This is a genomic window from Lysobacter daejeonensis GH1-9 (genome assembly GCF_000768355.1).
GTDB lineage: Bacteria > Pseudomonadota > Gammaproteobacteria > Xanthomonadales > Xanthomonadaceae > Aerolutibacter > Aerolutibacter daejeonensis.
Genome location: NZ_AVPU01000008.1, coordinates 1 through 14228, shown reverse-complemented (window position 1 = coordinate 14228; position 14228 = coordinate 1). Strand labels below are relative to the sequence as shown.

At 66.5% G+C, this 14228-nt stretch carries 10 protein-coding genes; 6 read left to right on the top strand and 4 right to left on the bottom strand.

Features of this window, described 5'->3' with window-relative positions; translation table 11 throughout:
* Nucleotides 1-9: 9 nt before the first annotated feature.
* Complete coding sequence (gene zipA / locus N800_RS06305) at nt 10-771, bottom strand: cell division protein ZipA (RefSeq protein ID WP_036136091.1); 762 nt, start codon at nt 769-771, stop codon at nt 10-12.
* A gap of 50 nt (nt 772-821) precedes the next feature.
* Nucleotides 822-4325 carry a chromosome segregation protein SMC gene (gene smc, locus N800_RS06300; RefSeq protein ID WP_036136088.1) on the bottom strand — a complete coding sequence of 1168 codons (3504 nt, stop codon included), beginning with the start codon at nt 4323-4325 and terminating at the stop codon, nt 822-824.
* 266 nt (nt 4326-4591) lie between these two features.
* Here smc and N800_RS06295 point away from each other — a divergent pair, with 266 nt between their 5' ends.
* From N800_RS06295 to N800_RS06285, 3 genes are read left to right on the top strand one after another with little or no spacing between them, the layout of a single operon-like run.
* Nucleotides 4592-7318: a type VI secretion system Vgr family protein gene (locus N800_RS06295; protein WP_084087288.1), complete on the top strand. Its 2727-nt coding sequence runs from the start codon at nt 4592-4594 to the stop codon at nt 7316-7318.
* Between the two features lie 10 nt (nt 7319-7328).
* Nucleotides 7329-8789, top strand: coding sequence for a hypothetical protein (locus tag N800_RS06290; RefSeq protein WP_036136085.1), 1461 nt, complete (start codon nt 7329-7331; stop codon nt 8787-8789).
* A 6-nt stretch (nt 8790-8795) separates the two neighbouring features.
* Complete coding sequence (locus tag N800_RS06285) at nt 8796-9746, top strand: hypothetical protein (RefSeq protein WP_036136083.1); 951 nt, start codon at nt 8796-8798, stop codon at nt 9744-9746.
* A 72-nt stretch (nt 9747-9818) separates the two neighbouring features.
* Here N800_RS06285 and N800_RS06280 read toward each other — a convergent pair whose 3' ends face one another.
* Nucleotides 9819-10112 (bottom strand): BolA family protein, encoded by a 294-nt coding sequence (locus tag N800_RS06280; RefSeq protein ID WP_232227553.1) that lies wholly within the window; start codon nt 10110-10112, stop codon nt 9819-9821.
* Entirely contained in the window at nt 10109-10408 is a 300-nt protein-coding gene (locus N800_RS06275) for a YciI family protein (protein WP_036136080.1), read from the bottom strand. The genes N800_RS06280 and N800_RS06275 overlap by 4 nt, the downstream gene beginning before the upstream one ends.
* A 384-nt stretch (nt 10409-10792) precedes the next feature.
* Between N800_RS06275 and N800_RS06270 the strand changes: the two genes are divergently transcribed.
* From N800_RS06270 to N800_RS06260, 3 genes are all read left to right on the top strand, one after another.
* Nucleotides 10793-11749, top strand: coding sequence for a segregation and condensation protein A (locus tag N800_RS06270; protein ID WP_036136078.1), 957 nt, complete (start codon nt 10793-10795; stop codon nt 11747-11749).
* Between the two features lie 40 nt (nt 11750-11789).
* Nucleotides 11790-12689, top strand: a complete 900-nt coding sequence (gene scpB / locus N800_RS06265; protein WP_036136075.1) for an SMC-Scp complex subunit ScpB — start codon at nt 11790-11792, stop codon at nt 12687-12689.
* A partial coding sequence (locus tag N800_RS06260) for a pseudouridine synthase (RefSeq protein ID WP_036136074.1) occupies nt 12682-14228 on the top strand: 1547 nt, incomplete at its 3' end. The genes scpB and N800_RS06260, both read left to right, overlap by 8 nt.

The following is a 14228-nucleotide window of genomic DNA, read 5'->3' as shown; positions in this document are numbered from 1 at the left end:
GCCGTCGGTTTACCAGCGACCGGGCTTGGTCAACGGCGGAGCTTCGCGCTGCCGGTCATAGGCGCGCAGTTCGTCGCGGATGTGCGCGATCCGCTGGCGCCCCAGGGCGTTGCGCTGGTCGTCCAGCACTACGCCGTCGAGCAGTTCGGCCATCCGCTGCACGGTCGGCAGCATGGTGTCCCAGGCCTCCAGCGCTGGCACGGGCGCCGGCAGCGTCAGGAAAAAGGCCACCGCCGGCGTCTCCAGCGACTGGATCGCGCTCATGTCAAAGCTGCCGGGCGTCTTGATGTTGGCCATGCTGAAAACGGGCCCCTGCTCCGGGCGGCGCTCCACCAACCGGTGGAATACGCCCAGGTAGCCGTACACCAGCCCGGCCTTCTCGGCGGCGACCACGATGTCGGAACCGTTGAGGACATTCCCGGCGCGTGCCGCGAGGTAGACGGTCACGATCTTGTCGAAATCCTCGCTGGATCGCTTGCCCAACTCGGTAGTCGGCACGCCTGTGCTGCCTTCCAGCGTGCGCTCGAACAGATCGAGCTCCGCCTGCGTGGTGGCCTCGCCACCGCGGGTCCCGCCATCGGCCAGGGCTGCCTCAATCTGCTCGCCGAGCGTCGGCTCCAGCCGTCCACTGTCCGCGTCCTTCGGCGCGGCGTTGCGGGGAAGGCGCTTGCCCTGCCCCGGCTTCCGCGGCCGACCGAACCAGAAGATGGCGGCGATCAGGATCAGTCCCGCGACCAGGATGCCTACCCGCAGCAGGGTCATGTCCGACATCAGCAACTCCGTTTTCCGTCAGGCAGGAATCTTACGGCAATGGCGGGAAATCAGGCCACGCCGGCCAGTCGCGTGGCTTCGGCCAGGTCGACCGATACCAGGCGGCTCACGCCAGGTTCGCGCATGGTCACGCCGGAGAGCTGGTGTGCGGCCTCCATCGTCGCCTTGTTGTGGGTGACGAAGAGGAACTGCACCTGCTCGCTCATTTCGCTGACCATCTGCGCGAGGCGGCCGACGTTGGCCTCGTCCAGAGGTGCGTCCACCTCGTCCAGCAGGCAGAACGGCGCCGGGTTGAGCCGGAAGATGGCGAACACCAGTGCCACCGCGGTCATGGCCTTCTCGCCACCCGAGAGCAGCGAGATGTTGGACACGCGCTTGCCGGGCGGTCGCGCCATGATCGCCACGCCGGTGTCGAGCAGGTCCTCGCCGGTGAGTTCCAGGTAGGCATGGCCGCCGCCGAACAGGCGCGGGTACAGTTCCTGCACGCCGCTGTTGACGCGGTCGAAGGTGTCCTTGAAACGGCCACGGGTCTCGCGGTCGATCTTGCGGATCGCCTCTTCCAGGGTCTCCAGCGCCGTGGTCAGGTCGGTGTGCTGCGAATCAAGGTATTCCTTGCGCTGCGCGGCTTCGGCGTGCTCCTGGATGGCGGCCAGGTTGACCGGCTCCAGGCGCCGCAGTTTGGCGTCCAGCTCGCTGACGGTCCGGCCCCAGGTCTCGGCGTCCATGTCGTCGGTCAAGGTGTTGACCAGGTCGTCGAGCACGAAGCCGGCTTCGGTGATGGCGGCGACCAGGGTCTCCGCCTTCAGGATCAATGCCTGCTGGTCGAGGCGGCGCTGGCCGATGGCCTCGCGCTGCTGCAGGGCCTGCTCATCGCGCTGCTGGCGGGTCTGCTCGAAGCGGCGCAGGTCGTGGTCAATGCCATCAAGGGTGGTGCGGGCCTGCGTCAGCTCCTGCTCGGCGGAGACGCGGCGTTCCAATGCGACCTGGCGTTGCTCTTCCAGCTCCAGCACCGGCGAGTCACCGTCGGACAGTTGGGTCACCAGCTCCTCAAGTCGGCTGTCAAGCTGGCCTCGCTGGCCGCCCATGCGGTCCAGCGCCTGGGCAAGCCCCACGATCTGGGCGCGCTGGGATTCCAGCGTCAGCGCCAGTGCGTGGGCAGTGTCGCGGGATTCACGGGCCATCGCACGGGCTTGGTCGCGGGCTTCGCTGAGGTTGCGGCGTTCGGCCTCCAGCGTCTGGCGGGCATCTTCCAGCTCGCCCATGCGCATGACCGCCTCTTCCTGGCGGGTGCGGGCCTCGCGGGCCTGCTCCCGCGCCGTCTCGAGCGTTTCGGCCAGCTGAGCCAGCTCCGCCTCGATCTTCTCGATGCGGTTGCGCGCGGTGTCGAGGCGGCCCTGCTGGCTCTGCAACTGGCCGGCCAGCTCGGACACGCTGCGGTGCGCCATGTACAACGTCCGCTGCGCGTCCTCGCGCTGCTGCTCACTGGCCAGCAGGCGGTCGCGCAACTGGGTCAGGGTGGCTTCCAGCGTGCGCTCGCGCTCCTGCAGGGTATCGATCTCGGCGCGCAAAGACTGGATCTCGCGCTCGCGAAGCAGGGCGCCCTGCTTGGCCGCACCAGAACGCAGCACGCGGACCCAGCCGGCACCGAGGCGCTCGCCGTTGCGGGTGATGACCGACTCGCCGTCGCCCAAGCCCGGCAGCAGCGCGCGTGCCGACTGCAGGTCTTCCGCGGCATGCAGCTTGGAAAGGATGCGGCGGATGGCGATCGGCCCCTGCACCTTCGACGCCAGCGAAGTCGGGGCGAATGCCACGGCGTCGTTGTGCGGGTCGACCAGCGCGAGGCGGCCATCGCCCAACTCGCCGATGGCGTCGACCAGCGTCTCAGGCGACTCCACCAGCACGCCTTCGATCAACTGGCCGAGGGCGCTTTCGACGGCGTTTTCCCAACCCGGCTCGACTACCAGCTTCTCGCCGACGCGCGAAGCGGAATCAAGTCCGCGCGCCTTCAACCACGCCAGCGCCGCGCCCTGTTCCTGGCCCAGCGCGGCGTGCTGCAGCGTTTCCAGCGATGACAGGCGGCCACGTGCGGCCTGCGCGCTCTTGCGCACCTCGGCCAGCTCGGATTGCGTGCCGCGTTGCTGCTCCTGCATCTCGGAGACGGTGCGCTTGCGCGTTTCCAGCTCGTCGGTGAGGTTGTCCAACGAGGCTTTCTTGAGCTCATGCTCCTCGCTCAACGCCTCGAAGGCTTCCGTCAGCGCCGTGACGTCCAGGCCCACCCGTTCGCTGCCCAGCGACTCACGACGGCGGTCGGCGTCCAGCACCTGGCGGTCCAGATGCTCGATGCGCGTGCGCTCCACGTCCGCGGCGCGTGCGGCCTCGGACTGGAAGCGGGTGTGCTCATCCCAGCGCTGTTGCCAATCGTGCAAGCGGGTCTCGGCCTCGCGCAGTGCATCCTGGCGGGCTTCATCTTCAGCCTGTAGTTGCTCGAGTCGAGGTTCGTCCTGCTCGATGGCCGCCCGCAACACGTCCAGCCGCGACTGGTCGCTGCCCATGTGCGCAGCGATCTCGGCCAATTGGCTCTGCGCTTCGTCGCGAGCGCGCAGCAGGCGCTGCGACAGCTCGCGCTGATGCTGGATCTGCTGCTCGATACGCGCCAGCGCACCGCTGACTTCATAGCTGCCGGCCTGCGCCCTGTTGAGCTGCTCCGCGGCCTCCTCGCGCTTGACCCGACCCTGCTCGATCTCGCGCTCGGCCTCGCGCTGCTCGGCGATCAGCTGCTGCAGGCGCGTTTCCTGCTGGCTGAGCTTCTCGCGGGCGGTCTGCAACTTCTGGTCCAGACCGCGGTGTTCCAGCGCCTTCCACTCCGCATCCTTGACCTTGCGCTCGGCCTGGATCGCCTGGTACTGCTCGGCCTGCCGCGCCTGGCGCTTGAGGTGCTCCAGTTGCTTGCCGACCTCTTCGCGCAGGTCGTTGAGGCGATCGAGGTTCTCGCGCGTATGGCGGATGCGGGTCTCGGTCTCCTTGCGCCGCTCCTTGTACTTGGAGATGCCGGCGGCCTCTTCGAGGTACACACGCAGGTCTTCCGGCCGCGCCTCGATGATCTGGCTGATCATGCCCTGCTCGATGATCGAGTAACTGCGCGGGCCCAGGCCGGTGCCGAGGAACAGGTCGGTGATGTCGCGGCGCCGGCACTTGGCGCCGTTGAGGTAATAGCTGCTCTGGCCGTCGCGGCTGACCATGCGCTTGACCGAGATCTCGTTGTAGGCCGCGTATTCGCCGGTGATGGTGTGGTCGGTGTTGTCGAAGATCAGCTCGACCATGGCCTGCGACACCGGTTTGCGCGCCGAGGAGCCCGCAAAGATCACGTCGGTCAACGAGTCGCCGCGCAGGCGGCTGGCCGAGCTTTCGCCCATCACCCAGCGCACGGCGTCGATGATGTTGGACTTGCCGCAGCCGTTGGGGCCGACCACGCCGGTCATGTTGGTGGGCAGGTGCAGCGTCGTGGGATCGACGAAGGACTTGAAACCGGAGAGCTTGATGGTGGACAGACGCATGCGTCGAGGAGGCCCCTGGCGCAGCGCAGGGGCGCTGCCATTGATGTCAAAACGAGATGAGGTTCGCGCCACAAGCCATTGATTTGCCTGAATCCGCCTGAGCGGACCGCGCTTGACCACAGGTGAGTATAGCCGTCGCGTACCGACCTGCACCAAGCACGCTGGATGTTCCACGGCCCCTGTCAGCCAATGCTATGCTCCCGCCCGTACTGCGGCGGACTGGTCCGCGGTCATGCACCACCAAACGGACTTGGGTTGACATCGCCATGGATTGGATCGACGCGGCGCAGGACGCTGCTGCCATTGCCTTGGGCAAACTGCTTTCGCAGGACGCCCGCCTCATCGAACTTGACTGCGCCTTGCCCGACGTCTTCGTGCCAGAGCGGTTCGAAGGCCGCGAAGCCGTATGCGAGGGGTTCCGTTTCGAGATCGACTGCCTGTCGCCTACCGCTTTTGCCCCGCTCGCCGGGGTGTTGGGGCAACCGGCCACGCTGCGCCTGCGCCGGGCCGATGGATCCCTGCGGGCATGGAACGGACTCATCACGCACACCTCGGCCCTGGGCAGCGACGGAGGGCTCGCGCGCTACCGGCTGACGCTGGAGCCTTGGACCGCCCTGCTGCGGCTGCGCACCAACGCCCTGATATTCCAGGACCTGGACGTGTTGGGCGTGGTCACGCGGGTGTTTGCCGATTACCCACAGGCCAGCTGGCGCGCGGACGTCACGCAGACGATGCCACGGCGGTCCATCACGACCCAGTACCGCGAAAGCGATTGGGATTTCGTTACCCGGCTGTTGGCCGAACGAGGGCTGGCCTGGCGCATCGACCACGCCGGCGAGAGCCACACGCTGGTCATCCACGATGCGGAGGCCAGCGCGCCACGCGCCCAGCCCGCCAACGTGCGTTACCACCGCATCGACGCAACCGAATCGATGGATGCCATCGGCCGTTTTGCCGAAACACACGGTCTGGCACCGGATGCGGTCGCCGTGGCCAGTTGGGACGCCTCCGCTGTCGAAGCGACCTCCGCGACCACGGAGGCGCCGGACCCGGCTGGCGCCGTTGCGAGTCGCGAGGTCTTCCACGCTGGCCACGCTGGACGTTTCGCCAATCGAGGCGAAGCTGACCAGGCCGGTCGCCTGTTGCTGGATGCCCTGCGCCTGCCACGTACTCTGCAAGCCGGAAGCGGCAGCGAGCGCGGCATGGCCCCGGGGCATGCCTTCACCCTGTTGCAGCACCCGGAGCTGTCGGGACAGTCGTTCGTCCCGCTGGTGGTGGAGCACGCCGCCAGCAACAACCTTGGCAGCGGCATCGCGGCGTTGCTCGATGCGCCCGACATGGAACGCGGCAGCTACCGCAACCGGCTCCTGACCGTCACCGAAGGCGTGCCGATCGTACCGACGCCGTGCCAGAAGCCCCTGGCGCCCGGTGCCCAGACCGCCATGGTCGTGGGCCTGCCAGACGCTGCGATCACTTCGAGCCGTGACCACCAGGTCCGCATCCAGTTCGCGTGGCAGCGCGGCGCCACACCGAACCGAGGCGGGCTGACCGAGGCCGCTTCCGGCGCCTTCCCCGAGGGCCACGCCCCCGGTGACCACACCAGCGGCACCTGGGTGCGCGTGGCCGAATGGCTGGCAGGCCCCAATTGGGGCAGCCACACCCTGCCCCGCGTGGGCAGCGAAGTGCTGGTGGAATTCCTTCACGCGGACATCGACCAGCCGATAGTGACCGGTCAGCTCTACAACGGCGACGTCGCCCCACCGTTCGCTGCCGGGCACGACGCGACGGCCAACCACATTGGCACCTTGAGCGGCCTGCACAGCCAGTCGCTGGACGGCGGCGGCACGCAGCAGTGGGTGATGGACGACGCACCGGGCCAGTTGCGCCAGCGCCTGCATTCCACGCTGGCCGATGCCCGGCTGGAACTGGGCTACCTGGTCGAACATGGCAACGAGCAGCGCGGTGGTTTGCGCGGGCAAGGCTTCGACCTGGCAACGCTGGGCTGGGGCAACCTGCGGGCTGGGCAAGGGGTGTTGTTGTCCACCACCCTGCGCAGCAACGCCGCCTCCACGCAGATGGACGACGCCGAGGCCATCAGCCAGCTGCTCGGTGCCGAACAGACGGCGCAGGCGCTGGATGAGGCGCTGGGACACCATGATGTACCCGGATTGAAGGCCAACGACCCACTGCGCGCCTTCACCAAGACGGTGGAATCAACCGCAGATGAGTCGACGCCTGACAATGGCAGCGCGGGCGCCGCGCCCAAGCCCTTTGGCGCCGCAGCAATACTTGCCGAAGGCCCGGACCGCATCGCAATTGCCACGCCGAAGAGCGCACTGGCGTATGCCGGCGGTCACCTGCATCTGACCTCACAGGACGATGCGCACCTCGCCGCGGGTCAGACGCTGGCCGGCGTCAGCGGTGGACATGTTGCGTTCTTTGCCCAGCAGGGCCCGTTGCGGGCAATCGCAGCCAATGGACAAGTCAGCTTGCAGGCGCATACCGGGACGTTGGAACTGTTGGCAGATCAATCCGTCACGATCACCGCGACCGACGAGCGGGTCGAGGTGTTGGCGAAGGAGAAAATCGTACTGCAAGCGGGGCAAAGCGCGATCACGCTGAGGGGTACCGACATCACGTTTACGTGTCCGGGAAACTTCACGGTCAAGGCAACTGAGAATCCGTTCCTTGGAGCGGCAAGTGGCGCAGCATCGATCACATCGCTGCCCAATGCGACAGAAAAACTTGACCACTGGATAGAGATTGATCACCGCGACGTGGATAACGATGCATTCGCGGGCATGGCCTACAAAATCTTCTTCGAAGGCGGCCAGACGGTTTCCGGAACACTCGATGACGACGGTCACGCCCGCCACGATGGCGTCCCCACGAAGGCGACGAAAGTCGAGTACGAGTTGCCCGAGCCGAAGGACGACGCCCCTTGGGAACCGATCAGAGCACTGACGCGGGCTGCACATTCGAAGTTTGGTTAAGGACAACCTCATGGAATGGGACGAACTGGAAAACGCACTGGCGTGGGTCACCCCAGCCCCTGGCGACTGGGTCGAAAGTGGAGGAAAGAAGCTTTCGGCCGCCGCGGAATGGATCTGGGAAGTCATCCAAGGCGATTTCGCCGAGGACCAGAGCACCGCGCAGGTAATCACTGGCACGGTCATATCGATGATCCCATTCGTGGATCAGATCTGCGACGTGCGCGACGTTGTTGCCAACTGCCGAAAGATTGATCAAGACACATCGAACAAGTGGGCTTGGATCGGGCTCATCCTTACCTTGATTGGCCTCTTCCCGGTTCTGGGCTCGCTGGCCAAGGGCGGTTGCAAGATCCTGTTCGCCTACGGGCGAAAGTCCGTGCACCGGGCCGGCAGGGCAGCGCTGGATGCCGACTTCTGGAACGCCAGTCGGCCCTTCGTCGAAGCAGGCATCGGCAAGCTCAACCAATACCTGCAAACGCCTGCGGTGAAGGCTGCCCTACGGGCCAACCGCATCCTCAGCCCTTACAAGTGGCTGGCAGGCAAGGTCCGCGAAGTGGCCAGCCAACTCTCGGTTGGCGAGCTTGGGCGCGCCTTCGACAAGGTCCTCGACGCATTGCGCTACTTCGTCGACCTGATCCGGCGGTGGGGTACGACGGCGATGGCGACGCGCGCTGGCCGACTCCTCGAGACCGTCGTATCGATCCGGCGACAGTTGAACAACCGGATTGGCATGCTCCTCGCACCAGTGACCCACTGGCTCAACAAGCTGGCGCGCCGCCTGGACATCGAGGCGGACGTGCTTTACCGAGCCAACGTTGACGCGGTCAATCCGCACAAGTACGTGCGTCCTACTCTGGCGCAGGACCGCGTCGAGTTCGACTTGAACAGGCCAGCCTGGGTGGACAAGACAAGGAGGCTCGCTTACGCCCCGCTAGACGATTCGCCACGTAGAATTTCTTGGCCAGACATCAGCGATACCTCCGCAAACAAGGCCACCAGAAGCGCGTATAGCTCCTTCCACGACGCCCGTCCTGTAGTCATTCCACCGGGCGAAAGACTCTACCGGGTGGTGGATCCCAGCTCAGCCGACAACAGCATCTGCTGGATGCGTGAATCGGAGTTTCGAAAGCTGAAGAACCGCGATGACTGGCGCCGCTACTTCGCCGTATGGCGACACTGGAATCGCAACGGCGAGTACGTCACCTACACCGTGCCGCCCGGCGAGGGACTGCGCGTTTGGGAAGGCGCCGCGGCGACCCAGTCAATGAAGGGGACCGATTACGTACTGGAAGGCGGCGGCAGCCAGATCGTGCTTGATCCTGGGCAAGTGCTGCCCGAGTACATTGGCAAGCGCCAGCCGACGGGCTGGGGCTATACCGACTTCGTGGGCGAGAGCGACCAGTTCCTAGGGCTGCCAAAGCTGACCAACAACATCGACAAGCGCAACGCGCCGATCAAGCAAGAGATGTGACACGCCATGCCAACGCCCCTTATCCCTCAAGAAATATTCCTCCTTGAGCGCTATAGCTCTTTGGAGTACTACGGCCTGGCGCGCGACGCATGGGAAGACGTGGTCAAGTATGTCGCGGATTACCTCGCCCGCTTCATGAATGACCTTCCGCTCGATTACCGAAGCCGACCGCTTCCAGAACAACCTGACATCGTGTGGGGCGAACGCGTGCTGCCGAACTTTCAAGATACGTTGGCCTATTTGTACGACGGCTACATAAAGCGATCGCACAGCGACTGGAGCTGTTATCAAGGTTTCCAGGGCGGAATCAATGGCGACATCCGTGGCCAACGCGAATTCTCCGATGCGTGGTTCGACGAAGTAGAGCCTGGCGCTAGCGATAAGTACTCCGAATTGCTGTATAGGGCGGGCAGATATGCAGACCCAATCTGGCGCACTGCCGGTGCGTATTGGCTTTCCGGCACACTGAGCTCCCGCTACGACCCGGATTCACGCGGCCCTCTTCCCGTAGTCGGCGCTTGGCCCAAGTACCGATTGAACCCAGAGGTCACCGTCATGAGCGGCGAGCGGGTGCCCCGCACCGGCATTTACCTGCCCGAGATCGACGACAGTTGCGCCCAGTTCCTGATTGCAGGCGAGCCTGCGGACGAGGCCAACGTAGGGTACGACCCTGTCCGTATGCAGAACGTGGGGCAAGCGCCAACACATTGGGTGCTCGTCGAACGCGTAACGGGAGAGACTGTCCCGCTGGAGGCAGGGCTCGGCCCCATCAACATAATGCCCACGCGCGTTCCGGCCGGAAAGCTTGCGCCGCGATCCGGCTACTGGCTTACCCCCGCCAAGCCAAGTAGCCGCAGTCACTTCAAGCAGGGCGATGTGTTCCCGGAGGTCGCGGACAGCAGCTACGGCGCGACCTTTTGGCAGTGGTCGCCTGACCAGTCAGATCCCAAGCTTTGACAAACGCGTCTTGCCATGCAGCAGTATTGAGCTGCGAGTGGGGTTCCGCGCCACCCAAAGCCCGTTAAGGGCCTACCCACCCTCTCCGGGCACCTTGGCCACAATCGCCAACGCATGAATATCAGTGACCATCAAGTCACCGACTGCCGCATACACCGCCCGATGCCGCGCAATCGAGCCCATGCCTTCAAACGCCGCACTGACCACCTCCACCCGGAAGTGCCCTCGCCCATCCCGCGCGCCGGCATGACCGGCATGCAGGTGGCTCTCATCCTCCACGACCAATGACACGGGCTGCAGGGCCGCCTCGATGGCCGCACGGATCGCCGCCACCTTCGCCTCACGGGGCAGCGGCCCGGCGGTCACGGCAGCACCTTGCGAAACGGCCGCACGTCCACTCGCGTGTACACCCCCGCAGCGACGTACGGGTCGGCGTCCGCCCACTCGCGGGCGGCTTCCAGCGACTCAAACTCGGCCACGATCAAGCTGCCGGTGAACCCCGCCGGGCCCGGGTCCTCGGCGTCGATGGTGGGACAGGGGCCGGCCAGCAACAGGCGGCCGGTGTCGCGCAAGGCCGTCAGCCGCGCCACGTGATCGGGCCTGGCCGCCAGGCGGCGCGCCAGCACGTCTTCGCCATCATATCCTTCGATTACGTACCACATGCGGCCTGGCTCCTCGTTCGTAAGTTGCCCGCCGCGTGCGGGCCCAGGCTGAATTGTAGTCAGCCACACGCCAACCGCCCGACTGGACAGCGCCACCCCCAACACCGTACCCTTGGTCGCAATCGCCTGAGGCCGTCAGGCGGCGATGCTCGCGGTTCCGGCGCCAGCCCCCCGCGAAACCCGTGCCCCACCACGGTTCGCCCCGTTCCCGGCCCATGCCCAACGCCTTCCTGACTGTTGCCCGCCTTGCTGATGGCGCGCGAGCCGGACCCGTCGGGCCCTTGGCAAAGACGTTCTGCTGTCCGTAGCACCTTCCCAGGTGGCCGATCCGGTCGCCACTCCGATGCATTGGCAGTGCCGCAGGCCCGAGGGGGCCCGCTCTTGATGACCAACGAAAACGCGCCAGATGCGACCGACGCCCCCGGGCAGGACGCTGAGACGCCCCCAGCGGTAGCCGCCCCGGCGGCCCAGACCAGCGCCCCCCAGCAGCAGGAAATGCCGCTGGCGGTGGTGCATGGCCAACCCGTGCTGCAGATCCCGCAGGATCTGTACATCCCGCCGGACGCGCTGGAGGTCATCCTGGAGGCCTTCGAGGGCCCGCTGGACCTGCTGCTGTACCTGATCCGCCGGCAGAACCTGGACATCCTCGACATCCCGGTGGCGGACATCACCCGCCAGTACGTCGACTACATCCAGGCCATGCACGAGATGCGCTTCGAGCTGGCCGCCGACTACCTGGTCATGGCCGCCATGCTGGCCGAGATCAAGTCGCGGATGCTGCTGCCACGTGCGGCCACCGAGGAAGGCGAGGAGGACGATCCGCGCGCCGAGCTGGTCCGTCGCCTGCAGGAGTACGAGCGTTTCAAGAAGGCCGCCGAGGACATCGACGCCCTGCCCCGCCAGGATCGCGATACCACGCCGGCGCAGGCCTTCGTGCCGGACCGTGCAGCGGTGAAGCTGCCGCCGCCGGTGGACCTGAAGGAGATGCTGCTGGCCCTGCACGACGTGCTCAAGCGCGCCGAGTTGTTCACCCAACACGCGATCAAGCGCGATGCGCTCAGCGTCCGCCAGCGCATGGCCGAGCTGCTGGAGCGGTTGGGCGATGGCGCTTTCCATCGTTTCGAGTCGCTGTTCACCGCCGAGGAAGGCAAGCTCGGGGTGGTGGTGACCTTCCTCGGCATGCTGACGCTGGCCAAGGAACAGATGGTGGAGATCGTGCAGGAAGCACCGCTGCAACCGATCTACGTGAAGTCGCTGGTGATCGGCCAGGACGCGCCGGATGCGCTGGAACTGTCCAGCGAGTTCGACGACGAGCCGGCCGCCAACGATCCGGACAACTGAGTCGGGCACCCGCCCACCTCGCCCCATAGCAAACGAGCGAATGGACCAACACCTCATCACCCGCATCGTGGAAGCAGCCCTGCTGGCCGCCAACCAGCCGCTGCCGCTGGCGCAGTTGCAGACGCTGTTCCCCGAGGACCAGCCGCCGCCGAGCGGCAGCATCGCGCAGGCGATCCAGACCCTGCAGGAAGGCTGCGCCGAGCGCGGCGTGGAGCTGGTCGAGCTGGCTTCCGGCTTCCGCTACCAGGTCAAGGCCGACGTGCACCCGTGGGTGGCGCGGATGTGGACCGAGCGCAAGACCAAGTACACCCGCGCGACGCTGGAAACCTTGGCCCTGATCGCCTACCGGCAGCCGATCACCCGCGGCGAGATCGAGCAGATCCGCGGCGTGGCGGTCAGCAGCAACATCATCCAGGCGTTGGAAGAACGGGAGTGGATCCGCGTGGTGGGCCACCGCGACGTACCGGGAAAGCCGGCGTTGTTCGGCACCACCAGGACCTTCCTCGATTACTTTGGCCTGAAGCGGCTGGACGAGCTGCCGCCGCTGTCGGAAATCAAGGATATCGGCGAGCTGGAGCCGCAGCTGGCATTGGGTGACGCACCGCTACCCACGGCCGCCATCGGCAAGGGCGACAACGAGGGCGATGACACGGCGCCCGTCGAGAACCAGGAAGGCGCGCAGGACGACATCGACGCAACCGACGCCATTAATTCCACTGCTGCCGACTTGGAGGATGCCGACGGAGGCCTCGACCAGGACGCCAGCGACAGCAACACCCCGCAAGACACCGCCCCCATGGGCACCCCCGAAGCCGCGCCGGGCGAGCGCGCGGCGGACGAGAACGATCACGAGCAAGACAACGCCGTCGCGACGACGACCGTTCCCGAAGTACAGGCCGCCTCTGACGAGGACGAGCCGGAGCAAATGAAAAATGACTGAAGAGAAGAGCCGCAAGCTCACGCTCAAGCGCGGCACCGAAGCCTCGGCTGAGACCGCCGCCCCCAAGCTCGAAGAACGCCTGCACAAGGTGCTGGCGCAGGCCGGCCTTGGCTCGCGCCGCGCACTGGAGCAACGCATCGCCGACGGCCTGATCAAGGTCAATGGCGAGACCGCGCAGGTGGGCCAGAGCATCACCAGCGGCGACAAGATCGAGATCGACGGACGTCAGTTCGTCGCCAGCGCGCTGACCGATCCGTCGCGCGTGCTGATGTACAACAAGCCCGAAGGCGAAGTGACCACGCGTGAAGACCCCGAGGGTCGCCCCACCGTGTTCGAGGCCCTGCCCGCGCTGAAGGGAGCGCGCTGGATCGCCATCGGCCGCCTCGACATCAACACCACCGGCCTGCTGCTGCTCACCACCGACGGCGAGCTGGCCAACGCGCTGATGCACCCGTCGTTCGAAGTCGAGCGCGAGTACGTCTGCCGCGTGCGCGCGCCGGAAGGCATGGAGAACGTGCCGGAAAACATCGTCGACCGCCTGCGTCGCGGCGTGGCCCTGGACGACGGCCCGGCCAAGTTCGACGAGATCGAGGCCATTGGTGGCACCGACTCGCACGACTGGTTCCGCGTGGTGGTGAAGGAAGGCCGCAACCGCGAAGTGCGCCGCCTGTGGGAGTCTCAGGGCTGCCAGGTGAGCCGCCTGAAGCGCATCCGCTACGGTGACGTGACCCTGCCGCAGCCGCTGCTGCGTGGCCAGTCGCAGGAGCTGCCGGCCGATCGCGTCGAAGCCCTGCGCACCAAGCTCGGCCTCGAAGATGGGACGCCTTCGGCCCTGACGCTGCAGCCGGTGATCGGCCAGCGCAAGGCGGCCAAGTCGACCATCCACTTCGGCGGCGAGCGCACCCACGGCTATGTGGGCGGCCACAACACCGCCGATGAGGGTCGTGAACTGCGCCGTTTCGACCACGTGCGCGACGACCGTCGCGGCGGTCGCGGTGGCAAGAAGCCCCACGGCGGCCTGACCGTCAGTGGCGAAATGGCGGCCAAGGCGTCGCACAAGCCGTTCAAGCAGCGCAAGGAAAAGGGTCCGAAGCTGCCCGAGGGCAGTCCCGCCGCGTTCCGTACGTGGTACGTGCCCGAGGGCGTGGATACCGGTCCTAGCGGCCACCGCAACCCCGAGCAGCGCGGCCCGGGCAAGCCGTGGGGCAACAAGCCTGGCAAGCCCGGCGGCGCGCGCAGCGGCCCCGGTGGACGCAGTGGCGCTGGCGGTCGCGGTGGTGCCGACGGCGGCTACGGTGGCGAGGGACAAGGCGGCTTCGGCGGCGAGCGTCGTGGCCCCGGTGGCGGCCAGTCGCAGGGCCGGCCGCAACGCGCCGCCAAGCCCTATGGCCATCCGGGTAATGCGCCGAGCTTCCCGTCGGACCACGCCAATCCGGGTGGCTTCAACCCGTACGGCGATCGCCCGCGCGGCAACCGTCCCGGCGGCAAGCCGGGGGGACATCCGGGCGGCAAGCCGGGCGGGCGCCCTGGTGGCAACCG

What these genes read in the sequence shown, in the direction of transcription:
- N800_RS06270 (WP_036136078.1), top strand. Translation starts at nt 10,793, where the DNA reads ATGACCAACGAAAACGCGCCAGATGCGACCGACGCCCCCGGGCAGGAC.
- N800_RS06295 (WP_084087288.1), top strand. Translation starts at nt 4,592, where the DNA reads ATGGATTGGATCGACGCGGCGCAGGACGCTGCTGCCATTGCCTTGGGC.
- smc (WP_036136088.1), bottom strand. Translation starts at nt 4,325, where the DNA reads ATGCGTCTGTCCACCATCAAGCTCTCCGGTTTCAAGTCCTTCGTCGAT.
- scpB (WP_036136075.1), top strand. Translation starts at nt 11,790, where the DNA reads ATGGACCAACACCTCATCACCCGCATCGTGGAAGCAGCCCTGCTGGCC.
- zipA (WP_036136091.1), bottom strand. Translation starts at nt 771, where the DNA reads ATGTCGGACATGACCCTGCTGCGGGTAGGCATCCTGGTCGCGGGACTG.
- N800_RS06290 (WP_036136085.1), top strand. Translation starts at nt 7,329, where the DNA reads ATGGAATGGGACGAACTGGAAAACGCACTGGCGTGGGTCACCCCAGCC.
- N800_RS06285 (WP_036136083.1), top strand. Translation starts at nt 8,796, where the DNA reads ATGCCAACGCCCCTTATCCCTCAAGAAATATTCCTCCTTGAGCGCTAT.
- N800_RS06275 (WP_036136080.1), bottom strand. Translation starts at nt 10,408, where the DNA reads ATGTGGTACGTAATCGAAGGATATGATGGCGAAGACGTGCTGGCGCGC.